General features: G+C 72.5%; 26 protein-coding genes. 9 read left to right on the top strand and 17 right to left on the bottom strand.

All coding sequences use genetic code 11. The features are described 5' to 3' along the window. The first annotated feature begins 134 nt into the window (after window positions 1-134). Entirely contained in the window at window positions 135-497 is a 363-nt protein-coding gene (locus R2J75_RS17145; RefSeq protein ID WP_243345785.1) for a winged helix-turn-helix domain-containing protein, read from the top strand. Here the strand turns inward: R2J75_RS17145 and R2J75_RS17140 are convergent, their stop codons facing one another. From R2J75_RS17140 to R2J75_RS17125, 4 genes are all read right to left on the bottom strand, one after another. After that, window positions 498-1,574: a molybdenum ABC transporter ATP-binding protein gene (locus R2J75_RS17140; protein WP_243345783.1), complete on the bottom strand. Its 1,077-nt coding sequence runs from the start codon at window positions 1,572-1,574 to the stop codon at window positions 498-500. Next, window positions 1,565-2,230 (bottom strand): molybdate ABC transporter permease subunit, encoded by a 666-nt coding sequence (modB, locus tag R2J75_RS17135; RefSeq protein ID WP_243329138.1) that lies wholly within the window; start codon window positions 2,228-2,230, stop codon window positions 1,565-1,567. Before modB ends, R2J75_RS17140 begins: the two co-directional genes overlap by 10 nt. 1 nt (window position 2,231) lies before the next feature. Next, window positions 2,232-3,011, bottom strand: a complete 780-nt coding sequence (gene modA / locus R2J75_RS17130; RefSeq protein ID WP_243329139.1) for a molybdate ABC transporter substrate-binding protein — start codon at window positions 3,009-3,011, stop codon at window positions 2,232-2,234. Window positions 3,012-3,095: 84 nt separating this feature from the next. Continuing rightward, window positions 3,096-3,425: a winged helix-turn-helix transcriptional regulator gene (locus R2J75_RS17125; RefSeq protein ID WP_243329140.1), complete on the bottom strand. Its 330-nt coding sequence runs from the start codon at window positions 3,423-3,425 to the stop codon at window positions 3,096-3,098. Window positions 3,426-3,626: 201 nt separating this feature from the next. Here R2J75_RS17125 and R2J75_RS17120 point away from each other — a divergent pair, with 201 nt between their 5' ends. Genes R2J75_RS17120 through R2J75_RS17110 form a run of 3 tightly spaced genes read left to right on the top strand, consistent with a single transcriptional unit; the run spans window position 3,627 to window position 7,045 of the window. Next, window positions 3,627-4,691, top strand: a complete 1,065-nt coding sequence (locus tag R2J75_RS17120) for a DUF3187 family protein (RefSeq protein ID WP_243329141.1) — start codon at window positions 3,627-3,629, stop codon at window positions 4,689-4,691. 40 nt (window positions 4,692-4,731) lie between these two features. Next, a complete protein-coding gene (locus tag R2J75_RS17115) occupies window positions 4,732-5,598 on the top strand; it encodes a pirin family protein (RefSeq protein WP_243345781.1) in 867 nt (288 codons plus the stop codon). Between the two features lie 55 nt (window positions 5,599-5,653). Further along, window positions 5,654-7,045, top strand: coding sequence for a sigma-54 interaction domain-containing protein (locus R2J75_RS17110; protein ID WP_243329143.1), 1,392 nt, complete (start codon window positions 5,654-5,656; stop codon window positions 7,043-7,045). 25 nt (window positions 7,046-7,070) lie between these two features. Here the strand turns inward: R2J75_RS17110 and R2J75_RS17105 are convergent, their stop codons facing one another. From R2J75_RS17105 to R2J75_RS17060, 10 genes are all read right to left on the bottom strand, one after another. Next, window positions 7,071-7,304 carry a hypothetical protein gene (locus R2J75_RS17105; RefSeq protein ID WP_243329144.1) on the bottom strand — a complete coding sequence of 78 codons (234 nt, stop codon included), beginning with the start codon at window positions 7,302-7,304 and terminating at the stop codon, window positions 7,071-7,073. Between the two features lie 151 nt (window positions 7,305-7,455). Beyond that, window positions 7,456-8,337 (bottom strand): LysR substrate-binding domain-containing protein, encoded by an 882-nt coding sequence (locus tag R2J75_RS17100; protein ID WP_243329145.1) that lies wholly within the window; start codon window positions 8,335-8,337, stop codon window positions 7,456-7,458. A 101-nt stretch (window positions 8,338-8,438) separates the two neighbouring features. After that, on the bottom strand, window positions 8,439-8,870 hold the full coding sequence (locus R2J75_RS17095) for a MaoC family dehydratase (protein WP_243329146.1): 432 nt from the start codon (window positions 8,868-8,870) through the stop codon (window positions 8,439-8,441). 73 nt (window positions 8,871-8,943) lie between these two features. Then, window positions 8,944-9,234 (bottom strand): ferredoxin family protein, encoded by a 291-nt coding sequence (locus R2J75_RS17090; RefSeq protein WP_243329147.1) that lies wholly within the window; start codon window positions 9,232-9,234, stop codon window positions 8,944-8,946. Further along, complete coding sequence (locus tag R2J75_RS17085) at window positions 9,231-10,511, bottom strand: FAD-dependent oxidoreductase (protein WP_243329148.1); 1,281 nt, start codon at window positions 10,509-10,511, stop codon at window positions 9,231-9,233. Before R2J75_RS17085 ends, R2J75_RS17090 begins: the two co-directional genes overlap by 4 nt. A gap of 9 nt (window positions 10,512-10,520) precedes the next feature. After that, on the bottom strand, window positions 10,521-11,447 hold the full coding sequence (locus R2J75_RS17080; protein WP_243329149.1) for an electron transfer flavoprotein subunit alpha/FixB family protein: 927 nt from the start codon (window positions 11,445-11,447) through the stop codon (window positions 10,521-10,523). 10 nt (window positions 11,448-11,457) lie between these two features. Next, complete coding sequence (locus R2J75_RS17075) at window positions 11,458-12,237, bottom strand: electron transfer flavoprotein subunit beta/FixA family protein (protein WP_243329150.1); 780 nt, start codon at window positions 12,235-12,237, stop codon at window positions 11,458-11,460. Window positions 12,238-12,246: 9 nt separating this feature from the next. Then, window positions 12,247-13,353: an acyl-CoA dehydrogenase family protein gene (locus R2J75_RS17070; protein ID WP_279341756.1), complete on the bottom strand. Its 1,107-nt coding sequence runs from the start codon at window positions 13,351-13,353 to the stop codon at window positions 12,247-12,249. After that, window positions 13,353-14,507 carry an acyl-CoA dehydrogenase family protein gene (locus R2J75_RS17065; protein WP_243345779.1) on the bottom strand — a complete coding sequence of 385 codons (1,155 nt, stop codon included), beginning with the start codon at window positions 14,505-14,507 and terminating at the stop codon, window positions 13,353-13,355. Before R2J75_RS17065 ends, R2J75_RS17070 begins: the two co-directional genes overlap by 1 nt. Further along, window positions 14,504-16,120, bottom strand: coding sequence for an acyl CoA:acetate/3-ketoacid CoA transferase (locus tag R2J75_RS17060; protein ID WP_243329152.1), 1,617 nt, complete (start codon window positions 16,118-16,120; stop codon window positions 14,504-14,506). The genes R2J75_RS17065 and R2J75_RS17060 overlap by 4 nt, the downstream gene beginning before the upstream one ends. 434 nt (window positions 16,121-16,554) lie before the next feature. Between R2J75_RS17060 and R2J75_RS17055 the strand changes: the two genes are divergently transcribed. Further along, window positions 16,555-16,929, top strand: a complete 375-nt coding sequence (locus R2J75_RS17055) for a hypothetical protein (RefSeq protein WP_316410678.1) — start codon at window positions 16,555-16,557, stop codon at window positions 16,927-16,929. 1 nt (window position 16,930) lies between these two features. Here R2J75_RS17055 and R2J75_RS17050 read toward each other — a convergent pair whose 3' ends face one another. Beyond that, on the bottom strand, window positions 16,931-18,448 hold the full coding sequence (locus R2J75_RS17050) for a methyl-accepting chemotaxis protein (RefSeq protein WP_243329153.1): 1,518 nt from the start codon (window positions 18,446-18,448) through the stop codon (window positions 16,931-16,933). Between the two features lie 121 nt (window positions 18,449-18,569). Between R2J75_RS17050 and R2J75_RS17045 the strand changes: the two genes are divergently transcribed. Further along, window positions 18,570-19,049 carry a DinB family protein gene (locus tag R2J75_RS17045; RefSeq protein ID WP_316410676.1) on the top strand — a complete coding sequence of 160 codons (480 nt, stop codon included), beginning with the start codon at window positions 18,570-18,572 and terminating at the stop codon, window positions 19,047-19,049. Between the two features lie 10 nt (window positions 19,050-19,059). Here the strand turns inward: R2J75_RS17045 and R2J75_RS17040 are convergent, their stop codons facing one another. Further along, window positions 19,060-20,223 carry a phospholipase D-like domain-containing protein gene (locus tag R2J75_RS17040; protein WP_243329155.1) on the bottom strand — a complete coding sequence of 388 codons (1,164 nt, stop codon included), beginning with the start codon at window positions 20,221-20,223 and terminating at the stop codon, window positions 19,060-19,062. Window positions 20,224-20,291: 68 nt separating this feature from the next. Continuing rightward, window positions 20,292-20,849, bottom strand: a complete 558-nt coding sequence (locus R2J75_RS17035; protein WP_243329156.1) for a plasmid pRiA4b ORF-3 family protein — start codon at window positions 20,847-20,849, stop codon at window positions 20,292-20,294. A gap of 80 nt (window positions 20,850-20,929) precedes the next feature. Between R2J75_RS17035 and R2J75_RS17030 the strand changes: the two genes are divergently transcribed. The 3 genes from R2J75_RS17030 to R2J75_RS17020 are packed head-to-tail and all read left to right on the top strand — an operon-like array spanning window position 20,930 to window position 23,764. Next, entirely contained in the window at window positions 20,930-21,826 is an 897-nt protein-coding gene (locus tag R2J75_RS17030; protein ID WP_243329157.1) for a DUF7544 domain-containing protein, read from the top strand. Window positions 21,827-21,881: 55 nt separating this feature from the next. Beyond that, window positions 21,882-22,886, top strand: coding sequence for a UDP-3-O-(3-hydroxymyristoyl)glucosamine N-acyltransferase (gene lpxD, locus R2J75_RS17025; protein ID WP_243329158.1), 1,005 nt, complete (start codon window positions 21,882-21,884; stop codon window positions 22,884-22,886). Beyond that, a complete protein-coding gene (locus R2J75_RS17020; RefSeq protein WP_316410675.1) occupies window positions 22,886-23,764 on the top strand; it encodes a hypothetical protein in 879 nt (292 codons plus the stop codon). Before lpxD ends, R2J75_RS17020 begins: the two co-directional genes overlap by 1 nt. Window positions 23,765-23,790 lie beyond the last annotated feature (26 nt).

Here is a 23,790-nt window from a genome sequence, read left to right as displayed (position 1 = left end):
AGAATACAGCTATGGATCAATTAAAATTAATAGAAAATAACTATGACATACCTCGAAAGGACCGTCCCGGCCCCCGTTTTCAGGCGCCGGCCCCGCGCCGCGCCGGGACCGTGGCATGCTGGAGGGAGAGCCCCATGGTCCCCGCCCCCGAACCCGAGATCCAGATCAAGCTCCGCGTCCGCTGCGGCGACACGTTCGCCTTCGGACCGGGCAAGGCCGCGCTCCTGGAGGCCATCGACGCCTGCCGCTCCATCTCGGGGGGCGGCAAGGCGCTGGGGCTCAGCTACTGGAAGACCCGCCGCCTCGTGGACGAGATGAACCAATGCTTCAACGGCCCCCTCGTGGAGACGGTCCGGGGCGGCAGCCAGAAGGGGGGCGCGACCCTCACGGACACGGGGCGGGAGGTGCTCCGGGTGTTCCGGGCCATGGAGGCCCGGGCCGGCGATGCCGTCCAGGAGACCTGGCAGGCCCTTCGGCCCCTCCTCGGCAAACGGTAGCTACCGTTCGATGGGGATCACCTGGATGGCGCTGGCCTTGATGAGGGCGTGCACGGGGAGGCCCGCCTCCAGGCCCATGTCCCGGGCGGCCCAGGCGGTGATGAGGGCGTGGAGGGGGAAGCCCGCGTCCAGGTGGACCCGGGTGAGGGCCCCGGCCTCCTCAAGGCGGAGGAGGGTGGCGGGGACGCGGTTGCGCTGGGTCATGAGGCCGTGGGGGCCCCGCTCCAGGGCCACCCCCTCGCCGCGGATGCAGGCGTAGACCTCGTCCAGGGGGCCGCCCGGATCGGGGGCGTAGAGTTCGGCGCTGCCCGCGGCCAGCCGCAGCAGGCCCTCGGTGCGGCCCAGGACCCGGGCCCGGACCACCGACCCGAAGGCCTCCGCGGGCAGGACGTCGGCCTGGGCCAGGAGCGCGGCGGGGGTGCCCTCCCGGAGCACCTTCCCTCCGGCCATGAGGACCATCCGGTCGCCCAGGGCCAGGGCGTCCAGGGGATTGTGGGTGACGAGGACGGCGGGCACATCCAGGTGGTGGAGGATCTGCCGCAGGTTGTGGCGGAGTTCCTCCGTGGCGGCCCGGTCCAGGGAGGCGAAGGGCTCGTCCAGCAGCACCAGGGAGGGGCGGGGGGCCAGGGCCCGGGCCAGGGCGACCCGCTGCTTCTGGCCGCCGGAGAGCTCCCGGGGCCTGCGGTGCTCGAGGCCCGCGAGGCCCGCGACCTGGACCATGGCCTCCACCCGCGCCTGGCGCTGCTCCCGGGTCCAGCCGTGGAGGCCGTAGGCGATGTTGCCGCGCACGCTCAGGTGCGGGAACAGCATGGGCTCCTGGAACACGTAGCCCACGCGGCGGGCCGGGGCGGGGACCACGTTGCCGCGGCCCGCCTCGAACCACAGGGCTGGGCCGGCGGCGATGCGGCCTTCGTCCGGCGTCTCCAGGCCGGCCAGGCACCGCAGGACCGTCGTCTTGCCGCACCCGGAGGGCCCGAAAAGCACCGTGAGTCCCCGCGCCTCCAGGCCCAGGCGGAGGGAGGCCTCGATGGAGGGCCCGCCGGGGAAGGTCTTCCGGAACTCCGCCGTCAGTTCCATGCGCGCTCCCGGGAGCGGAGCCAGGCGGTGGACGAGAGCACCGCCAGGGCGAAGGCCAGGAGGAGGAGGGCGGTCCGGTTCGCGCCGGCCATGTCGAAGCCCTGCACCTGGTCGAAGAGGGCGATGGAGGCGGTGCGCGTGGCGCCGGGGATGTTGCCCCCGACCATGAGGACCACCCCGAACTCCCCGATGGAATGGGCGAAGCTGAGGATGGTGCCCGACAGGAGGCCCCGCCAGGCCAGGGGCAGCGCGACTCGCAGGTAGATGCCGGGGGCGCGGGAGCCCAGGGTCGCGGCGGCCTCCAGGAGGCGCCGGTCGACCCCGCCCAGGGAGGCGACGAGGGGCTGGAGGAAGAAGGGCAGGTTGGTGACGAGCTGGGCCAGGAGGAGGCCCTGGAAGGTGAACACGAGGCGGGTCCCGGTCAGCGCCTCCCAGGCGTGGCCCAGGGGGCTGCGGGGGCCCAGGGCGACGATGAGGTAGAAGCCGAGGACGGTGGGCGGCAGCACCAGCGGCAGGGAGGTCAGCGCTTCCAGGACGAGCCGGGCCCGGGACCTGCCGAAGGCCAGGGGCCAGGCCAGGGCCGTGCCGATGGGGACCAGCAGGACCACGGACAGCAGGGCCAGTCGCAGGCTGAGGCGGACCGCTTCCCAGTCCATGTCAGGGCTTGCCGAAGCCGTGGCGGGCCAGGATCCCCTGGCCTTCGGGCCCCAGGAGGAAGGCGCGGAAGGCCCGGGCCTGCTCGGGGACCTGGGTCCGGGCGAGGATGACCCCGGCCTGGCGGAGCGGGGGATAGGCGTCGGCGGGCACGCGCCAGGCGATGCCGGACTGGCGCAGCGCGGGGTGCTCGGCCTGGGCGAGGGAGATGAGGCCGGCCTCCGCCGTGCCGGTCTGGAGGAACTGGGCGGCCTGGGCGATGTTGTCCGCGAAGACCAGCCGGGACCGCACCTGGTCGTAGAGGCCCGCGTGGCGCAGCGCGGCTTCCCCGGCGCGCCCGTAGGGCGCCACCTGGGGGTTGGCCGTGGCGATCTTCCGGAGGGCTGGGCTGGTCAGCACCTGGAGGCCGTCCCGGGCCGGGTCCAGCCCGAGGTCCCGGCGCACCCAGAGGGTGAGGGTGCCCAGGGCGTAGGGGAAGGGGCCCTCCGGGGTCGCGAGGCCGGCCTTCCGGACCTGCTCCGGGAAGCCCGTGTCGGCGGCCAGGAACACGTCGAAGGGGGCCCCCTGGAGGATCTGGGCCGTGAGGCTTCCCGACGCGCCGAAGGCCACCTTGAGTTCGACGCCCGGCGTGCGGGCCTCGAAGGCGGCCTTGAGCTCGTCGAAGACGCCGCGCAGGTCGGCGGCGGCCACGACGCTGAGCGGCTTCCGGGGCCCCTGGGCGCGCAGGGCGGGGCCCGCGGCGAAGAGGGCGCAAAGGAGGGTGAGCAGGGCGCGGCGCAGCATCGGGGCTCCAGGGGGGATTCCGATGTTTGTTATAACAGACAACGGCGCCCGCGCCGAGACCGGGCTCCCGGCCGTCCGCGGGGATCAGTCCTGGCGGCAGGCGTGGATCTGCTCGCCCCAGCGGGTCACGGCCTCCACCACCGTCCGGAAGCCGCGGCCGGCCTCGGTGAGCTCGTACTCCACCCGCACGGGGGTGGTGGGGAGCACCCGGCGCACCAGGAGGCCCTGGCACTCCAGTTCCTTGAGCCGCGCGGACAGGACCTTCTCGCCGATGCCCTCCACCTGGGTGGCCAGTTCGTTGAACCGCAGCGGCCCCCCCTGGAGGATCCAGAGGATCTGGCCGGACCAGGGCTTGGCCAACAGGTCGATGGCCAGGCGGAAGCGGGTGCATTCGGCGGATTCGGAAGGGTGCATGGAGGGGTCCAAGGCCCGGGGGGGGCACCTACAAACTATCTTCAAGAAAGCTCCTTGACAAGGGCAAGCTGGCGAAGCATGATAGCTATCACAGGGAAACCAGCTTTCACCCAGAAAGCAACCCTCGCCCCGATGCCCCGACCGGGTTCGATCCCCGGCGGCCGGAGGTCCATCCCTCCGGCGAATGAAAGGAGCCCCCCCATGCGCAGCCTCCTCGCGCTGGCCCTCGGCCTGTCCCTCCAGGCCCAGGCCCCCCTTGAACCCGGCCCCCTCCCCACCCGGAACATGTTCACCCTGCTCCAGGCCCCCATGACCTATCAGCCCCTGGATCCACGGCCGACGGGCCGGGGCGCCTGGCAGTTCAGCCTGACCCACGTGGAATCCAACGTGTTCGAGTTCTCGGACCTGATCAAGGACCATCCGCCCGCGTGGTTGAACGGCCGGGTCACCCTGGACCGGGCCCGCCTGGAGGCCCTCGGCGCGGCGTATCCCCAGGCCTCCTTCCTCTTCTGGTTCGACGAGCAGATCAGCCGCACCACCCTGCAGGTGCGCCACGGCCTCACGGACCGGACGGACGTCTTCCTGGAGCTCCCGGTGGAGCGGCACGGCGGGGGCGGCCTGGACGGGCCCATCGAGGCCTTCCACGGCGCCTTCGGCTTCGGCCAGTGGGGGCGGGAGGAGGTGGCCCGGGACCAGGCCGTGGTGGCGACCTTCCGCAACGGGAAGCTGGATTTCCTCCGCCTGGGCCCCTCCGCCACCCGCCTCCAGGATCCGGTGCTGGGCCTCGTCCACCAGCTCCGGGCCTCGGAGCGGGGCGGCCTGAGCGCGACCCTGGCCGTGAAGCCTCCGCTCGCCAACGCCTACGGGACCTTCCGGGCGGGATGGGACGTCGCGGCCGGCTTCAGCGGCTGGTGGCGCCCCACCCCGGGGCAGACCGTATACGCGGGCGCGGCCTGGACCTTCCGGGGCCGGGGGAACGCCGCCTACGACCGCCTCGACTACCGGCCCGACCTGGGCGCCCACCTCACCTGGGAGGGCCGCCGGGGCCGCGCGGTCCAGCCTTTCCTCCAGCTCTACTTCCTGAGCGGGTTCAGCACGCCCAGGCCCTTCGCGAAGCTCCACGAGGGGAGCCTCCAGCACGACCTGGGCGTCCACGTGCACCTCTCTCCGCGGGCCTTCCTGACGCTGCGCTACATCAACAACATCACCCACCACGAGAACACCGACGACGCATCGTTCGCCGCTGGCGTGACGGTGAAGATCTGACTACCTTGGGTTCCGCCGCCCATCCTGGAAAGGAGCAGCCATGAAAGAACGCAGCATCCTCGCCCTCCACCGCGGGCAGCCCACGGAGGACGGGAACCGGGTCCCCCTCACGCGGCTCGTGCCGGGCCTCGGCCAGCGCGGGACCGACGCCTTCCGCGACATGGACCCCTTCCTGCTCGTGGACCACTTCGGGCCCATGGTGCTGCCCCCGGGGACGGACGCGGGGTTCCCGCCCCACCCGCACAAGGGGTTCCAGACCCTCACCTACCTCCTCCAGGGCGCCTTCCGCCACCGGGACAGCACCGGCGGTGCCGGGCGCCTCGACCCCGGCGGGGCCCAGCTCATGACCGCGGGCCGGGGCATCGTCCACGAGGAGATGCCGGTGCCCGAGCACCTGGAAACGGGCGGCGCCATCGAGGGGGTGCAGATCTGGATCAACCTCCCCCGGGCCCGCAAGGAGGACCCGCCGGGCTACGTCGATCTGCAGCCCGCCGCCATGCCCTGGGTCCCCGTGCCCGGGGGGCGGATCCGGGTCCTCGCGGGGACGGCCGCCGGTGTGACCGGTCCTGCCCAGACGCCGGTGCCCCTCCTCTGCGCCCACCTGGAGCTGGAGGCGGGGGCGGCCTTCGCCCTGCCGCTTCCGCCCGCCTGGATGGCGGCCGTGATCCCCCTGGCGGGGACGGTGCGCATCGGGGAGGCGGAGGCCGGGCCCGACACCGTCGCCCGGCTCGGGGACGGGGACGGGGCGGTCCTCGGGGCCGTGACGGCGGCCAGCGTGATGGTGCTGGCCGGCGAGCCCCTCCGGGAGCCCATCGCCCACTACGGCCCCTTCGTGATGAACACCCCCGAGGAGATCCAGCGGGCCTTCGAGGACTACCAGGCCGGGCGGTTCGGCACGATCGGGTGAACCGGGGGCGGCGCCTTCCGTGCGATCATGGACGGCGATCCCCCCCGAGCCTCCGGTGCCCAAGCCCCTGCCGATCTTCCAGGACTTCCCCCTGCTCAAGCAGCAGGCCGCGCAGCAGTTCTTCGCGTGCTTCGACGAGCTCGCGGAGGGCTGCCTCGTGGTGGACCAGGACGTGCGCGTGGTGATGATCAGCGAGCGCTACGCCGCCAACCTCGGCGTGGAGCCGTCCGACGTGCTGGGCCGCGAGATCGAGACCTTCCTGCCCAACAGCCTCATGCGCCAGGTGGTGGTCACGGGCAAGCCCATCCTCCTCGAGATCTTCGAGGCCGGCGGCCACGCCCTCGTCGTCACGCGCATGCCGGTGCGCGGCGAGGACGGCCGGGTGGTGGGCGCCATGGCCTTCGCCCTCTACAGCGACCTGGAGCCCCTCAAGCCCTTCGTGGACCGCTACGGCCAGCTCCAGGCCGAACTGGCCCACGCCCGGCGGCGGCTCGCGGAGGCGCGGCGCTCCAAGTACACCTTCTCCTCCTTCCTGGGCACGAGCCCCCAGGCCATGGAGACAAAGCGCCTGGCGCGCAGGGCCGCCCTCCTCCAGGCGCCGGTGCTCCTGCGGGGCGAGACGGGCACGGGCAAGGAACTGGTGGCCCATGCCATCCACGCCGGGGGTCCCCGCGCGGACCGCCCCTTCGTAGCCGTGAACGTGGCCGCGATCCCCGAGACGCTCCTGGAGGCCGAGTTCTTCGGCGTGGCCCCGGGGGCCTACACCGGGGCGGAGCGCAAGCCCCGTCCGGGGAAGTTCGAGCTGGCCGACGGCGGCACCCTCTTCCTGGACGAGATCGGCGACATGCCGCCGTCCCTGCAGTCCAAGCTCCTGCGCGTCCTCCAGGACCAGGAATTCGAGCCGCTGGGCTCCAACCGGGTGCTCAAGGTGGACGTGCGCATCATCGCCGCCACGAGCCGGAACCTGGAGGCCATGATCCGGGAGGGGCGCTTCCGGCGCGACCTCTTCTACCGCCTCAATGTCCTCACCATCGCCCTGCCGCCCCTGCGGGAGCGCATCGGCGACCTGCCGACCCTCTGCGAGCACCTCCTGGAGCGCATCGGGCACCGGGAAGGGGCGCCGGCCCGGGACCTGGGGCCGGACGCGCTCGAGATCCTCGCCGCCCGGGCCTGGCCGGGCAACGTGCGCGAACTGGAGAACGTCCTGGAGCAGGCCATGCTGGCCTCGGACGCGCACACCCTCGGCGCCGCCGACTTCGCCGGCCTTCCCCCCGAAGCGCCGGCCCCGGCCCCCGCCGGGAGCGTGGCCGACGCCGAGCGGCGGGAGCTCGAGGCCGCCATCGCCGCGGCCTCCGGGAACTACGCCGAGGCCGCCCGCCGCCTGGGCATCGGCCGCACGACCCTCTACCGCCGCATGGCCCGGCTGGGCCTGGAGGTCAGGCGGTAGCCATGCTTCCGCCAGGTCCCGGGATTCAGCGCTGCCATTCCTCCATGTAGGCCTCGAGCAGGGCGACGGAATCGGGCTCCTCTTCCAGATCGAGGAAGGAGAGGCCCACCGTCGGCGCCTGGACGGGGGCGGGGCGGGAGGCGGCGCTTTCGAGGATGCGGGCGACTTCGGCCTGGAGGGTCAGGCCGTCCGCGGCGGCTTTGGCGCGCAGGCGATCCAGCGCGACGGTCTCGACGTTCTCGATGAGCAGGGCGGTCATGGGATGCTCCTGGATGGGATGTCCAGGAAGAGCAGACTCCGTGCCAGGATCGGCGCCGGTCCAAGTGGCGCCGCCAGGGCGGTTGCGGCGCGGGGGCCGGCGCCTTCCGGGGCCCGGGTGTTCCGTTGCCGGAACATGTGCCGCGGCGGGGTCAGGCCTGGGTCTCCACCAGCTCCTCGAGGATGGCCAACGCGGGGCTGTGGTCGTCGCGCCGCCGGGCGAAGATGAGGTCGAGGGTGGGCGCGGGGTCCAGGTCCAGGGGGCGGGTGACGACGCCCTTGGGGACGATGTCCTCGACGTAGTTTGCGAAGAAGCAGAAGCCGAGGCCCGCGGAGACGGCGTTCAGGGAGGTGAGGACGTTCTCGGAGCAGAAGGATTCGGTGAAGGTCACGCCGGCCCGGGCCTGGATGTCCAGGGCGACCTGGTGCACCGCGGGCGCCACGGCCGGGGAGATGGGGATGTGGGGCAGGCCCGCCAGGGCCTTGACGGGGATGCGCGGCAGGCGCGCGAGGTCCCAGGCCTCGGGCAGCACGACGCGGACCTCCTCGTGCATGAAGAGGCCGCCCGTGAGCTCCGCGTGGTCGATGGGCCCCCGGAGGAAGCCCGCGGTGATCTCCCGGCGCAGGAGGGCCTGGACGATCTCGGGCCCGGTCATGGTGCGGACGATGAGGTGGGCCCCGGGGGACTGGCCCTTGATGAGGGGCGCGATCCTGGAGAGCACCATGCCCTCGGGGCCCGGGATGATGCCCAGCACGATGCGGCTCACCTCGCGCCGGGCCGCGGCCCGGGCCTGCTCGAGGGCCATGTCCACCGACGCGAGGATGGCCTTGGCGGCGGGCAGGAGGGCCCTGCCCGCCTCCGAAAGCTGGAGCCGGTGCTTGTCGCGGTGGAAGAGGGGCGCCCCGACGAGCTCCTCCAGCCGCCGCACCTGCTGGCTCAGGTTGGGCTGGGCCGTGTGCAGGCGCTCCGCGGCGCGGGTGACGTTCAGTTCTTCGGCGACGGCCGCGAAGTAGCGGAGGAGGCGGAGTTCCATGAGGGCGCTTTCCGGCCGCCCCGGGGCGGGGGCGGGCTCCCCGCCAGTGTATCGAGAAAAAATCCTCGATTCACCCTCGGAATGGGCCGGCACCGGCGGCCTCAGGCCTTGAAGAGCCAGCCGGGGAGCTTGACCTGGGCCTCGCCCTCGAAGACGACCTCGCCGGTCTGCTTGGTCACCACCGTGGTCAGGGTGGCGATGCTCTTGGGCAGGAGCTCCTTGATGGTCACCTCGGCCCGCACCGTGTCGCCGATGTGGACGGGCAGCTTGAAGTTGCAGGTCTGGCCGAGGTAGACGGTGCCCAGGCCGGGCATCTCCATGCCGAGGATGCGGCTGATGATGCCGAGCAGGATGACGCCGTGGGCGACGCGCTGGCCGAAGCGGCTGCGGGCGGCGACGGCGTCGTCGAGGTGGATGGGGTTGCGGTCGCCGCTGAGGGCCGCGAACTCGCGGACGAGCCTGTCGTCGATGACCTGCTCGCAGGCGTAGCTCTGGCCGACCTCGAAGGCGGGGAGGGTGGCGGTTTCGGTCATGGTGACCTCCTTGGGAAGGACCTCCCCCGCGCGCCCTCGGGGGCGGCGGAGGGGGCGGGTGGGGTTCCGCGGGCTAGCTGCAGCGGAAGGTGACGCCGAAGGTGGCGCCGGGATGGCTCCAGGAGACGAGGCCTCCGTGGGTGCAGACCACGCGGCAGGTCCCGCATTCGAGGCAGCCGGCGCAGTCGAACTGCACCTCGCCGTCCTTGAGGCGGTAGAGCCGGGCGGGGCAGGCCCAGAGGCAGGGGCGGTCCGGGCAGGACGCGCAGCGCGCCTTGTCCAGGAGGATGTGGGGGTTGCCTTCGTCCACGTTGAACCGGTCGAGGCCGAGGGCCTCCTCGGGAGTGAGTCGCTTGAGGGTCATAGGCTGCGGAACCCCTTCCAGGCGTCGCGCGCCAGCTGGCCGAAGGGCACGCGCGCCTTCACGAGCTGGCGGATCCGCCGGACCATGGGGGGCGGCACGGTGCCGTCCACCTTGAACAGGAACTGCATGATGTCGCCCGCCATCGCCGGGTATTCCCGGAAGATGCGGCCGATCTCGAAGAGGCGGTGGAAGCGGCGGTAGGCCTCGAGGGAGGGCAGGAGGGAGAGTTCCTCCAGCCGCCGCATGTAGGCCTCGCCGCACTGGGAAGCCTTCGGGGACGCGATGACGGCCTGGGCCGCCGCGAGGCCGCTGACGATGGCCAGGTCCATGCCCCGGATGATGAGGCCCGTGTTGATGCCGAACTGCGCGGCGTCCCCCACGACGAGGAGGCCCTCGCGGTGGAGCCGCTCCGGGACCCCGTCGTGGCCCAGTTCGGGCACGAGGTGGGCGCCGAACTCCACGGGGGTGGCGCCCGCCACGAGGGGGGCGATGGCGGGGTGGGTCTTGAGGTCCTGGAGCAGCTCCTGGACGGGGCGGCCGCTCCTGCCGGCCTGCTCGGGATTCACCACCAGGCCCAGGGAGAGGCTGCCCCGGTTGGTGTAGAGGAAGGCGCCTCCGGCCATGCCGGCGGTGCAGCCCACGGCCACCCGGGCCGCCCCTTCTTCCGGCCCAACGCCGAACCGGGCGTCGATGACATCGTCCGGCAGTTCCAGGGTCTCCTTGAGGCCCAGGCCCACGGCGCGGGCCTGGACATCGGGGAAGAGCCCGGCCTGGCGTCCGAGGACGGCGTTGACGCCGTCCGCGGCGATGACCACGTCGGCCCGCATCTCGTCCTCGCCGGCGCGGATCCCCACGATGCGGCCGCCCTCCTCCAGGAGGCCGTCCACCTTGACGCCCGAGGCCACCATGGCCCCGGCCGCCTCGGCCTCCCCGGCAAACCAGGCGTCCAAGGAAGCACGGACGACGCTGTAGGCGTTGGGGGCCTCGTCCCCGAAGGCCGGGTCGTGGAAGTCCACGGTGAGGGCCCGCCGCGCATCCAGGAGCATGACCTGCTCCCGGATGATCTTGCGCTGGAGGGGGGCCCGGGCGCGGAGCCCGGGGTCCACCAGGTCGAGCGCATAGGTGTAGAGCCGGCCGCCGCTGACGTTCTTGGCGCCGGGGGCGTCGCCGCGCTCCAGGAGGAGCACGTTCCGGCCAAAACGGGCGAGGGAATAGGCGCAGGCACAACCGGCCGGACCTGCCCCCACCACGATGGCGTCGAAGGATTCATCTGCCATGGGAACGCCTCACCGGGCCAGGGCGGCGGTGAGCAGGGGGAGGACCTGGTAGAGGTCCCCCACGATGCCGTAGTCCGCCGCCTCGAAAATGGGGGCCCGCTCGTCGCTGTTGATGGCGACGATGACCTTGGCCTCCCGGCAGCCCACCAGGTGCTGGACCTGGCCGGAAAGGCCGGCGGCCACATAGAGCTCGGGCTTCACGGTCTGGCCGCTGATCCCGATGTAGCGCTCGATGGGGAGCCAGTGCTCATCCTCCGCGATGCCCCGGGTGCAGGCCAGGTCGGCCTGGAGGGCGCCGGCGAGGCCGGCGGCGAGGTCCAGGTCCTCCCGGGTGCGGAACCCGCGGCCCACGGCCACGAGGCGCTGGGAGGCGGCGATGTCGACCCCCTCCCGGGCGGCCTGCTCCACCCGGGTCACCTGGACCCGGGCGTCCGCCAGGACGGCCTGGGGCGCGATGGCCACCTCGGCGGCGGAGGGGGGCGGGGGAAGGAAGGTCCGCGCCTGGACGGTCACGACGGCCGGGTAGGCCAGCACCTCCTCGGAGACGGCGAGGCCGCCGTAGAGGATCCGCTGGACGCCCAGGCCCCCTTCCGCCGGCGCGAGGGCCTTGGCGTCGCTGGCCAGGCCCGCGTCCAGGACGGCCGCGAGGTGGGCGGCCACGTGCTTGCCCCGGAGGGTGCCGCCCACCAGGACCACCTGGGCCCCTTCGCGCTGGAGGAGGTCGGCCAGGGCCGGCGCCAGGGCCTCGGGGGAGGCCGGGCCCGCCTCCAGCACCAGGACGCGGTCCGGGCCCAGGGCGGCGAGGGCCGCGGCGGAGGCCGCATCGGCCGTGAGGGCGACCACGGGCTGGCCCAGGCTGCGCTTCAGGTCCAGGGCGGGGGTGAGGAGTTGGCCGGCGAGGGCCAGGTCTTCGGAATAGACGAAAATGCCTGCCATCGGTCGCTCCTCAGCACATGCCTTCCGCAGCCAGGCTGGCTGCGAGCCGCGCGACGTTGGCCGCGGCGTCGGGTTCCTTGAAAAGGATGTTCTTGCGGTTCATCACGAACCCCTTGGCCCCCACCCGCACGGCCCGGGGCTCGAGCTGGCCGGGGGTCAGCCCCAGCTCCGCCAGCTTCACCTCCTGGTTGGGCTTCTTGGCCGCCCCCAGGACCTGCTTGAGGGTGGGGATGCGGGGCTTGTTCATTTCGCTGAGCACGCTGGCGACGGCGGGGAGGGCGGTCTCCACCTCCTCGACGCAGTCGCCCAGCTTGCGGGTGGCCCGGAGGCGGTCCCCCGCCACGGTCAGGGCCTGGGCGAAGCTCACGCAGGGGAGGCCCAGGAGCGCCGCAAGGCGGACGGGCAACTGCTGGTTGAAAGCGTCGGAGCTGCCTTCGCCGCAGAGGATCAGGTCGTAGGGACCGTGCTTGCGGATGGCCGCCGCCAGGACCTGGGCGGTGACGCGGGCGTCGGCCCGCTCCGCCAGGGGATCCGCGATCCAGAGCACCTGGTCGGCGCCCCGGGAGAGGACGTCCTTGAGGGCGTTCTTCACGGCGGGCCCCCCGAAGGTGAGGGCATCCACCCGGCCGCCCTGGGCCTCCACGAGCTGGGCCGCGGCCTCCAGGGCATTGCGGTCGAAGTCGCTGATCTTCCCCTTGGCCCGGCTGGTGTCCAGGCTCAGGTCCTCCGGGCGGATCTTGATGTCCTGCTCATCCAGGACCCATTTGAAACAGACGAGGATCTGGGGCATGGGGGCTCCTCAGGCCAGCAGGGAGGCCGCGATGACGGCCTCGGGCAGGTCGGCGGGCGCATCCCGGAGGGTGGTGCCGGCGATGTCGCGGAACAGGCGGGGCAGGGGCATGAATTCCGAGTAGCCGAAGCCCCCCTCCACCTGGACGGTGTCCTGGAGGATGCGGGAGCCCATGCGGCCGAGGAACTGCTGGGCCATGGCCGCTTCGACCTGGAAGGGCTGGCCCTCGTCAAGGAGCCGGGCGGCGCTGCGGAGGGCCAGACGACCCAGGTGGCAATCGGTGGCCGCTTCGGCCAGGAGGGTCTGGATGGCTTCCAGGGCGGCGATGGGCCGGCCGAACTGGACGCGGGTCTTGGCGTAGGCGGCGGCGTGGGCCACGGCGGCCGAACCGATGCCCACCGTCTGGGCCCCATGGACCAGGGCCGCGAGGGCCGCCAGGTCGGCGAGGAGGGCCGCGCCCCCGTCCGGGGCGCCCAGGAGGGCGGTCTCGGCCAGGACGACATCCGAGAAGGCCAGGTCGGCCACGGGGCAGCCCCGGAGGCCCATGGGCTCGGCGGGGGTCCCCACCTCGAGGCCGGCCGCGCCCGCCTCGACGAGGAAGAGGGAGGTGGTCTTCTCGCCCGTGGCCGCGGCCACGACGATCAGGCCCGCGGGGCCCGCGTTGCGGACATAGCCTTTCGTGCCGTTGAGGACCCAGCCCTCGGGGTGCTGCACGGCCATCAGCGGGTTCGGGCCGTGCTCGCCCAGGGCGGCGGCGCCCAGGACCTCGCCCTTGGCGAGGCGGGGGAGCCAGGTCCGCTTCTGGGGCTCGGTGCCCCACCGGTCCACGGCGTAGGCGGCCAGGGCGTGGCCGGCCAGGATGGCCGCGACCGCGGCGCTGGAGCCGGCGAGGGCCTCGAGCACCTCCACGAGGCTCACGAAGCCCGCCTCGGCGCCCCCGTAGGCGCCCGGCAGGAAGAGGCCGAGGAAGTCCTGGCCCGCGAGGGCCTCCACCGCGGCGGCGGGGTAGGCGCCGTCGTGGTCGAGGGCGGCGGCGAGGGGGTCGAGGGCTTCGCGGGCGAATTCGCGCGCGGCCTGGCCGATGAGCTGCTGTTCTTCAGTGAGGAGGAAGTCCATCAGTGGCCCCCTTTCTGGGCGGCGGCAGGCGCGGGAGCGAGCACCGCGCGGGAGATGACGAGCCGCTGGATCTGGTTGGTGCCTTCGTAGATCTGCATGATCTTGGCGTCGCGCATGTACTTGGAGAGTTCGCTGGTGTAGCCGTACGAGCCCATGAGCTGCACGGCCTGGCTCGTGACGCGCATCGCCACGTCGGCGCAGTTGGTCTTGGCCATGGCCGATTCCACGGAGTAGGGGGCGCCCGCGTCGCGCAGGAGCATGGTGTGGTGGAGCAGCTGGCGCGCCGCCTCGATCTCGATCCTCATGTCGGCCAGCTTGAACTGGAGGTTCTGGCCGGGCTGGCGCCGGGGGTCCGGGTAGCGGTGGTGGAGGTGCTCGACGCAGGCGTCCAGGGCGCGCTGGGCGAGGCCCACGCTGAGGGCCGCGATGGCCGGGCGGGCCATGTCGAGGGTCTTCATGGCGATCTTCATGCCCTCCCCCTCCTTGCCGAGCAGGTTGGCGGCGGGGATGCGCACGTCCTTGAAGAGCAGCTCGACGGTGTTCGAGCTGCGGATGCCGAGCTTGTGGTCGACGGTGCCGATGGTGAACCCGGGGCGGCCCTTCTCCACGATGAAGGCGCTCAGGCCCTTCATGCCCTTGGCGGGGTCGGTGAGGGCGTAGATGACGAAGACGGAGGCGAAGCCGCCGTTCGTGATCCAGCACTTGCTGCCGTTGAGGATGTAGTCGTCCCCGTCCTTGATGGCCGTGGACTTGCCGCTGCCGGCGTCGCTGCCGGCATTGGGCTCGGTCAGGCCGAAGGCCCCGATGCCCCCGGCGAGGATGGGCTCGAAGAACCGCCGCTTCTGCTCCTCCGTGCCCGCCACGAGGACGGAGTCCTGGGCCAGGACGCTGGCGGCGAGGGTGGTCCCCATGCCGGCGCAGGCGTAGCCCCACTCCTCCAGGACCAGGGCCTGGGTGAGGGCGTCGTAGTCCAGGCCGCCCAGCTCGCGGGGGACGGCCATCGAGAAGATGCGGCTGGCCGAGGCGGCCTCGAGCAGCCACGGGTGGAACTCGCCGGAGCGGTCGTGCTCGGCGGCGCGGGGGATGATGTGCGCGGCGGCGAAGGCTCTCGCCTCCTCCTTCACGCGCAGGTGGTCGGGGGTGAGCAGGGTCATGGACGTTCCTCCTGGGTTCGGGCGTTGACGGGTTCCGGCGCCGCGGCGTTCCGGCGGGCCGTGATGTGTTCGCGGAGACCTCCCCAGGTCTCCCGGAAGATGGCTTCGGGCATGGTGCGGAGCCCGGGCGCGATGGCGGGGCGGAAGTCCATCAGGGCGAGGACGTCCCGCTCCAGGTCCACGCCGGGCGCGATCTCGGTGAGGGTGAGGCGCCCGTCCCGGAGCTCGAAGACGGCGCGCTCGGTGACGTAGAGGGCCGGCTGGCCCACCTTCGCCGCGTAGGCGCCGCTGAAGGTCACCTGCTCGACGTGCTCGACGAACTTGCGGCCGGAGCCTTCCTGGAGGATGCGGAGCCGACCCCCGCCCACCTCCACGCGGAGGCCTCCGGCGGTGAAGGTGCCGCAGAAGACCACTTTCTTCGCGTTCTGGGTGATGTTGATGAAGCCGCCGCAGCCGACGCAGCGGCCCTTGAACTTGCTGACGTTGACGTTCCCGAGGCGGTCCATCTCGGCCGCGCCCAGGAAGGCGATGTCCAGGCCGCCGCCGTCGTACCAGTCGAACTGGGCGTGGTGCTCGACGAAGGCGCTGGGGTTGAAGGACATGCCGAAGTTCTCGCCGCCGGCGGGCACTCCGCCGATGACCCCGAGCTCCGTGGTCAGGGTCAGCAGGTCCGCCGCGCCTTCCCCGGCGGCGACCATGGCCACCGCGTCGGGCACCCCGATGCCCAGGTTGACCACGGCGCCCGGCTCGAGCTCCATGGCGGCGCGGCGCGCGATCACCATCCGCTCGTCCAGGGGCCAGGGGGGGATGGAGCCCAGGGGGATCCGGATGTTCCCGGAGAAGCTGGGGTTCTTGTAGGTGCCCGCGGCCTGCCAGTGGTGCTCGGGCGGGGCGACCAGGATGTAGTCCACCAGGATGCCGGGGATGCGCACGTCCTTGGGGTGGAGGGTGCCGGCCTCGGCCAGGTGCTCCACCTGGGCGATGACGATGCCGCCGCTGTTGCGGGCCGCCTGGGCCAGGGGCAGGCTCTCCAGGAGCACCCCCTCGTCCTCCATGGTGAGGTTGCCGTCCGTGTCGGCCGTGGTGGCCCGGATCATGGCCACGTCCACGGGGAAGCTGGGATAGAAGAGCCACTCCTCCCCGTCGAGTTCGAGGACCCGCACCCGGTCCCCCTGGGTGGCCGGGCTCATGCGGCCCCCCTCCAGGCGCGGGTCCACGAAGGTGCCGAGGCCGGTCTTGGTGATGACCCCGGGGCGCTTGGCGGCGATCTCCCGCCACAGCTGGCAGATGACGCCCTGGGGCAGGCAGTGGCCCTGCACCTCCCCGTCCAGGATCATGCGGGCCATGGCCGGGGAAAGGCCGGTGTGGCCCCCGATCCAGCGCGCGATCATGCCGGGGTGGGCGAAGTGCTGGGTTCCCTTGGTCTTCCAGTCCCCGGCCCCGGAGGCATGGGCCAGGGTCAGCGCCCGGGGGTGCCCGGTGGCCAGGAAACCCGCCTCCAGGGCGATGGCGACGGCCTCCGGCCAGCCCGACAGGGTGATGACGGCCGCGCCCAGGGTGGCCCCATCGGGCACGAGGCCGGGAATGTCGCTGGGCTGGATGACGCGGGCCATGGGAACTCCTGGGAGGACACAAACCTTCGGCGGGGCCCCCGGTCCGCCGGAGGGCCCAGAAAAAAAACGACCGCTCGGTAGCTTTTTATCCTCGAACGCCAAACTACGTCCCTCCCAGGCTCCAGGGAAAGACTTTCTTTCAATGACTTGAGACGTCCCACGTCTGATCCGCCCGACCGATGGCGCCCGGGGCCGCCCCGTTGGGAAGCGAAGGCGTAAATAAGTAATTACGTTGATGCATGACAACGGGGAGCCCAAGCCAGCCCCGTGATTTATACGTAATTAAAGGGCCCATGTGCAGATCAGCGGGGTTCGAGGGCGGTTCCTGAATGAAGACTTGATTTTTTACGTATAAAAGGGTGAACGTGATTACCGCAGCTTCCGCGGAGCGATCCATGCCCCGTCCTCCCAGTCCCGGGTGGCATCCCAAAACCATGAGCCTGTCCGCCGAGGTCATCGAGGCCGTGTGGGTGCTTGCCGCCAGGACCGGGCGCTCGCCGGGCAAAGTGGTGAACGATATCCTCGCGGCCGCCCTCCTGGGGGAGCCGGCCCCCGCCCCGGCGCCCCCGCAGGCCCACCCGTCGCCGGGCCGGGCGACGCCGCCGGACCCGGCCATCACCCTCCTGCCCCTGGTGGCCCAGCCCTGGCGGACGGCCTACGGCAACCGCATCGGCTTCTTCCAGGAACTCTCCGCCCGGGTCGGCGAGCCCCTGTCCCATCGGCTGATCGCGGACTGGCAGGCCAAGGGCCGGATTCCCGACGCCTACGTGCCCCACATCCAGGCCATGCTGGGGGCTGACGCCGACTGACTCAGACGAGGAAGGCGGAATCGAAGCCGACCCGGACGGCGCCCCAGGGGCGGTCGCCGACGCGCACGGGCACCGAGAGGTCGCAGATCACTTCGCCCGTGTCGCGGGCATAGGTCTGGATGAGGGCCGGCCGCTCTCCGGCGGCGGCCCTCCGCCCCACCGGGTCGTCGAAGAGGCGCTTGTGCCGGCAGTGGACCAGGTCCCGGGCCGGGTTGCCGGTGGGCGGCTGGGAGAAGGCGGTGGTGTGGGCGGGCGCGTAGCCCCGCCCGTCCACGGCCAGGGCGTAGACGCAGCCCTGAAGGCGGCCGACCAGGGCGTCGTAGCGGGCGCGCAGGTCCGCCTCCACCTCCGCGTCGTAGCGGGTCGTGAAGCGGGGGGGTTCGGAGCCGGGGATCCGGCGGTAGTCCCGGTCCCAGATGTCGAGGCCCCGGGCCGCCGCCGCGGCGAGGACGGCCGACACGGCGGCGGCCAGGTCCAGGGCGCCCTGCAGGAGGCCATCGAAGGGGGTGCCGCCGGTGCGGAAGGCGGAGAGGGTGTCCTGGACGGCCTCCGTGCTGGCCCGCAGGCCCTGGATGCCCTCCGCCATGCCGGCCGCGGCGCCGGCGGTGGCCTCGGCCCGGCCCAGGAGGGCGGAGATGCCGCCGCTCAGGTCCCGGCTGATCCCGTCCAGGCGCTCGACGGCGTCCGAGACGGAGGCCACGGATTGCTGGAGTTCCTGGAAATCGTCGATGAGGCGGCCGAAGTGGTCGCTGGTCCGACCCACCGCATCGTTGGAGGTCTCCATGGCGGCCCGGATCGCCTGGTTCTCCGCCTGGGTGGTTTCGACGAGGCCGAGCATGCCGCTGACCTGGGTCTCGATGTCCTCGGTGGCCTCCCCCGTGTGGACGGCGAGCTTCCGGACCTCGTCGGCCACCACCGCGAAGCCGCGGCCCACGTGCCCGGCGTGGGCGGCCTCGATGGCCGCGTTCAGGGCCAGGAGGTTGGTCTGCTGGGCGATCCCCCGGATGAGCTTGCCCAGGCCGTCCACCACCTGGGCCCGCCGGGAGAGGTCCTCCACGGTCGCGGAGAACTGGACCATGCGCCCGGTCACCTCCGCCACCCGGCGCCGCAGGTCCTCCAGGTCGGCGCGGGAGGCCTCGGCGGCGGCCAGGTTGCGGCCCGCGGTGTCCGCCATCTGGGAGGCGCTGGCGGCGACCGAGGCGGAGAGTCCGGCCACCTGGTCCGTGGCCCGGGCCAGCCGGGCCGCCTCCTCCCGCTGCCCCACGGCGTCGTCCGCCACCTGGCCCGCGTGCCGGTGCAGGCGGGCGGTGTCCACGGCGATGCGGATGGACAGGTCCCGGGCCGAGGCCACCAGCTGGCGGAACCGGGCGCGCACCTGGTCCAGGGCGCTCGCGAGGGGACGGGCAACGCCGGGCATCCCGTCCGCTGGAGGCGCGTCCAGGGGCTGGAGCCCCGAGGCCATGGCCTGGGCGCGCTCGGCCTCCCGGCGGATGCGGTTGTAGCCCCTGGCTGAAACCACGTAAAGCATCGGCACCCCCGGCGCGTCCGGTCTGGAGGGCCCATCATACAGCAGGCGCCGTTCTGGCCAAGGGTCCGACCTCCGCCGGCCGTTCGCGCTACCCTGGCGGCGGAGGTGCTGGATGCTGCCGACGCTGGAAGCCGTGGCCAAGGGATTCGCCCTGGGGACCCCGATGCTGGATCGGGCCGTGGGGGACTTCACCCCGGAGGACTGGGGGGTCCGGGACGCCGCCGGCCATGATCCCCGCTGGATCCTGGGTCACCTGGCCACCTACCGCCAGAGCGTGATCGCCCTGCAGGGCCAGCCCCGCGAGGACGCCTCCTGGATGGAGGCGTTCACCCGGGGCCGGACCGCCGTGGACATCCCCGGGGACCTGGACATGGCGACGGTGATGGCCGCTTTCCAGGCCGCCGGCGAGGTCATCGCCCGGGGCTGGGAGGCCCTCACCCCGGAACGGTTGGCGGCCCCCCTGGGCCGCACCCTGCCGGACGGAACCTCCACCGTGGGGGACGGCCTTCGCTTCCTGGCCTGGCATGAGGCCTACCACCTGGGGCAGCTGGGGCTCTTCCGCAAGCTCGCCGGCAAGCCCGGCGTCGCCTGAGGCCGCCGGGTCAGTCGACCTTGCGCGGGGTGTAGGTGCCGACCGGATTCAGGGGTTTGGCGTAAGGGCTGGTCCAGACCCGGGTGAAGATCTCGCCGCCCAGGCGGGCGGCCTCGGGGCGGCGCAGGATCGCCTCCACGTTGCGGCTGGCCTCGAAGTAGTCCTCCTCCCAGTTGCTCGTCCCCACCCAGAGGACCGCGCCGTCCACGACGAGGTACTTGCTGTGGATGGTCCGGGCGTAGGGGATGTGCCCCGTGGAGGCCTCGGGGATGGAGGCGATGCGCACCTCGACGTTGGGGAGCACGGCCAGGGACTTGAGGTGGGCGAGGCCGCGGCTCTTGTAGACCCAGTCGGAGATGAGGAGCTGCACCTTGACGCCGCGGACGGCGGCGGCGCGCAGGGCCCGGTCGATGGCGTTCCAGTAGATCCCCTTCCGGCTCACGGGGGAGTACTGCAGGAGCTGGACCTGGATGGAGGTCCGGGCCCCGTCCAGCAGCTCCACGAGGGCGTCCAGGGCGGGGCGGACGGTGCCGGGGGAGAGGAAGGGGGGGCTGGCCACCAGCTCCAGGTCCCCGGCGGGGCCGGGCCGGCCCTTGGGCTTGGGCAGGGACTTGTCCAGGGCGAAGGCCCAGTCGGCCTCGAAGACCTCCTGGAGGCGGTCCACCAGGGCGGGTTCGGTGGAGCGGAGGCCCAGCTCGTGGATGTGCTCAAGGGCCCGCCAGTCGAAGTTCTGGCTGCCCAGGACGGCCTCGCGGCCGTCGGCGAGGAAGTACTTGGCGTGGAGGATCCCGCCGGAGACGCCCTTCAGGTCGAAGATCCGCAGCTCCAGGCCCTTGACGCGCTTCAGGCGCTCCACGGAGGCGGGATCCTGGTCCAGCATGCGGCTGCTGAGGATGAAGCGGGTCTTCACGCCCCGGGCCCCGGCGGCCTCGAGCTCCCGGAGCACGGGCTCCAGGGCGCCCCCGGGCACCTGGGCGATGTAGAACTCGGCGAAGTCCAGGCGCGTCCGGGCGCCGCGGATCACCTCCACCCAGGCGTCGCGCGCGAAGGCCAGGCCGGGGTGGGCCAGGGCGGTCTCCGACGGCACCGACTGGATGAGCTGCGTGGTGCCCGCCGCCAGGGCGGGAAGGGCGGCGGAGAGGAGGAAGGCGCGAAGGGCGTCGGAAACTCGCATGGGACCTCGGGACAGGAGGTCCATTCTCGCCCGGATCGGCACCGGGGACCACCCCGGCGCCCGCGGCCTCAGCGGGCCGGCCGCTGGAGGGCGGCGTTGGCGAGGTCCAGGTCGAAGCGGTAGGGGTCCCAGCCGGCGGGGAAGCTGGTCTTCGCCTGGCCGTGCTCGGGGTGGCTGGGGTCCTGGGCGGCGGCCATCCGCTCCCGGAAGGCGAGGGGCCCGCCGGAGCCTTCCGGCGGGCAGGCCATGCGGCCTCCGGTGCACACGGGCGCCGCCAGGGGCGGCGCGGGGGCCAGGCGCCCCTCCACCGTGGCCAGGTGGGTCCACGCGTCCTCGACGCCGTACTCGTAGGCGAACACGTCCCCGGGCCCCACCCGGAGGGCCGCCAGGGTCGTGGACTCGGCGCGCAGGCCCAGGGCGGGTTCCGCGTTCCGGGGGCCGTACTCCCGGTCGCGGATGCGGAAGAGGTGGGCGTGGTCGTCCTCCCACCCGAAGGCGGCCTGCAGGACCCGGTGGAGGCCGGCCAGGCTCAGGTTCGCGGGGACCTGGAGCCGGCGCCACACGGGGGGATCCGTCTCCGCGAGGACGACCTTGATCTGGAGCGCCTCCCTGGTTCCGGCGGTCATGGGTGCCTCCCCGGACCGACGATTCTAGCCCAAACCTGCGACAATGGACGGGACAAGTCCTGCATCCCGGAGGCACGCCCATGATCTCGGTCACGGATCCCATCCAGCGGTCCATCGACTGGACCAAGAAGGTCCTTTTCCAGCCCTTCGACCTGGGCACCTGGTGCGTGATGGGCTTCGCCTCCTTCCTGGCCGCCCTGGGGAGCGGTGGGGGCGGCAATTTCCGGGGCCGGAACCCGTTCAAGGGCGGGCACGCGGCCACCATGGCCCCGGCCGAGATGTTCTCCACGGCGCGGGAATGGGTCCTGGCCCACCTGGTCCTGGTCGCGGCCGCGGCGGTCGCGCTCTTCGTCATCGGCATCCTCCTCGCCTGGATCTCCAGCCGGGGCCAGTTCGTGTTCCTGGAGTCCGTGGTCACCGGCAAGGCCGCCATCGCGGAGCCCTGGCGGCGCCATCGCCGGGCCGGGAACAGCCTCTTCCTCTTCCGGCTCGGGCTGGGGGTCGCGAACCTGGCCGTGCTCGCCCTGGCGGGGTGGGCCGGGTGGAAGCTGGCCGGGCCCGGCGCCTTCGACGGTCCCGTCGGGCTGGAGCTCTTCCGGGCCCTCCTGGGGGCCTTCGCCATCCTCCTGCCGGCGGGCCTCGTGCTCTTCCTCATCGGGCTCGTCCTCCGGGACTTCGTCGTGCCGGTCATGTACATCCGCGGCTGCGGAGCCGCCGAGGGCTACGGCCTCCTCTGGCGGGAGGTGATCCGGGGCAACGGCGGCAGCTTCGTGCTCTTCTACTTCCTGCGGCTGGTCCTGGCCCTGGCCGCGGGGATCGTCGTGCTCCTGGGCTCCTGCCTCACCTGCTGCGTCGCGGCCCTCCCCTACGTCAGCTCCGTGGTCTTCCTGCCCATCGCCTTCTTCTTCCGCAGCTACCCGCTCCACTTCATGGGGCAGTGCGGCGAGGCCTGGCGCCTGCTTCCGGACCGGCCCTGAGGCTTGGGGATCCGGGCGATTTCCAGGACAATAGGGCTGCCTGACGAGGATTCCCATGCCCGGACCCAGCCTGACCGCCCTTGAACTCGCCCAACGTCTGGAAGGGACCCTCCAGGGGTGCCCGCCGGACCGCGTCCTGACCCGGGTCCTGCCCCTGGACGAGGCCGGGGAGGGCGACCTCAGCTTCCTCTCCAATCCCAAGTACCGCGCCAAGGCCCACGAGAGCGCCGCGGGCCTCATCCTGGCCGACGCCGGGGCGGACCTGGGCGACCGGCCGGTCCTCGTCGTGAAGAACCCCTACTGGGCCTTCGCCCAGGCCGTGGGCTGGCTGTATCCCGAACCGGAGCCCGAGTTCCACGACGGTCCCGTCCACCCCGCCGCGCGGCTGGGTGAGGGGGTGCGCCTGGGCTACGGCGCCACCGTCGGCGCCCGGACCGTGATCGGGGCCCGCACCCGCATCCATCCCGGCGTGCACATCGCCGAGGACTGCGTGGTGGGCGAGGACTGCGAGTTCTTCCCCGGCGCCGTCCTCTACCGGGGCACCCGCGTCGGCGACCGGGTCCGCGTCCACGCCAACGCCGTCCTGGGCTCCGACGGCTTCGGCTACGTGCCCGTCCAGGGCGTCCACCGCAAGATCCCCCAGGTGGGCTGGGTCGAGGTGGGGGACGACGTGGAGATCGGCGCGGCCTCGACGGTGGACCGCGGGGCCCTGGGCCCCACCCGCGTGGGCGCGGGCACAAAGATCGACAACCTCTGCCAGATCGCCCACAACGTCCAGGTCGGCGAGCACTGCGTCATGGCCTCCATGACGGGCATCTCGGGCAGCACCACCCTCGGCCACCACGTGACCCTGGCCGGCAAGGTGGGCACCGCCGGGCACATCCACATCGGCAACGGGGCGATCTGCACGGGCAACTGCATGGTGGGCAAGGACGTGCCCGACGGCGCCATGATGAGCGGCCACCTGGCCCGGCCCCACCGGGACTGGCTGGAGGCCCAGGCGGCCCTGGGACGCCTGCCGGGCGTGCTGCGGACCCTCAAGCAGAAGGGCATCCTCTGATGCTGGACCGCCTCGTCTACGCCGACTGGGAGGATCCCCCCGAGGCCATGGCGTTCGAGGCGTCCTACGAGGAGGTGCTCGCCGAGCTCCGCGTGCTCCTGCCCCGCGTCATCGAGGGGCGGGACGCGGCCCTGGCCTCGCCGGCCTCCATGCCGACGCCCTACTGGGACGACAGCCTCCGCCTCTACCTGCTGGCGCCCGCCCTGGTGAACGTGGCGCTCAACTACAAGATCTGCGTGGAGCAGGGCCTGCCCCTCCATCCCACCTACTACTTCGAGGTCTCGGAGCGCAGCCGCTTCCAGGCCCACTATCCCCCCGCCGTCCTCCGCCACGCCAACGCCATCTTCCAGGGCTCCATCCGCGCCGCGCGGGCCGTCTACGCCCTGCGGGACAGCGCCGTCGCGGAGCTGGAGGACTTCGAGCGCGACCTGCCCGAGATCCTCGAGGGCTTCGTCTACATGAGCACCAAGGACCGCTACACCTGGCGGGCCTCGAATCCCCGCTGGATCCGGGCCCTGGCCGACCATGTCCTGGCCTCGTTCCAGCCGGCCCTCGTCGTGGGCGCGGCCCACGGGAGCATCATGTCCGGCCTGGTCTTCGCCAACCTCGTGGACGCGCCCCTCTACTTCGTGCGCTTCTCCATGTTCAAGCGCAACGACCAGGACCCCATCCTGGCCCCCTCGGACCTGGCGCACCTGGAGGGCTTCCGGGCGGGCCCCGCGCTGCTCTTCGACGAGGACGTCGCCAAGGGCACCACGCTCACCCGGTTCGAGCAGGTCATGCGGCCCCTCTTCGACGTCGCCCACACGGGCAGCGTCCTGCGGCACACCCTCAGCCCCTGCCGGCCCGAGTTCGTGGGCCACGCCTGGAACGACTGAGCGGCGCCCGCGCGGGGCGCGGCGGG

Source organism: Mesoterricola sediminis (genome assembly GCF_030295425.1).
Lineage (GTDB): Bacteria > Acidobacteriota > Holophagae > Holophagales > Holophagaceae > Mesoterricola > Mesoterricola sediminis.
The sequence above is the reverse complement of the archived record's forward strand: the minus strand, read 5'-3'. Positions and strand labels throughout refer to the sequence as shown.